The sequence below is a fragment of the Paracoccus sp. S4493 genome (genome assembly GCF_000967735.1).
Lineage (GTDB): Bacteria > Pseudomonadota > Alphaproteobacteria > Rhodobacterales > Rhodobacteraceae > Paracoccus > Paracoccus marcusii.
This window is the reverse complement of sequence record NZ_JXYF01000518.1, coordinates 1-238: the sequence shown is the minus strand read 5'-3', so window position 1 is coordinate 238 and position 238 is coordinate 1. Positions and strand designations below refer to the sequence as shown.

1 pseudogene is annotated in these 238 nt (G+C 71.0%); it reads left to right on the top strand.

Annotated features, from left to right (window positions below):
• Positions 1–196 (top strand): annotated as a pseudogene (locus tag TW83_RS18830) (CarD family transcriptional regulator); the annotation flags it as partial.
• Between the last annotated feature and the right edge of the window lie 42 nt (positions 197–238).

The following is a 238-nucleotide window of genomic DNA, read 5'->3' as shown; positions in this document are numbered from 1 at the left end:
CGACCTGCTGTCCATCGCCGAGGTCGTGCGCGACCTGCACCGCTGCGACGATCAGCGCGAACAGTCCTATTCCGAGCGTCAGCTGTACGAGGCAGCCCTTGACCGCCTGACCCGCGAAGTCGCGGCCGTCGGCGGTTTGGACGAAGGCGGTGCGCAGAAGCGGGTGGGCGAGGTTCTGCTGACCCGCGCCGCCTGACCGCTGACCACGACGACCCCAAGGGCGCCCCGACCGGGCGCC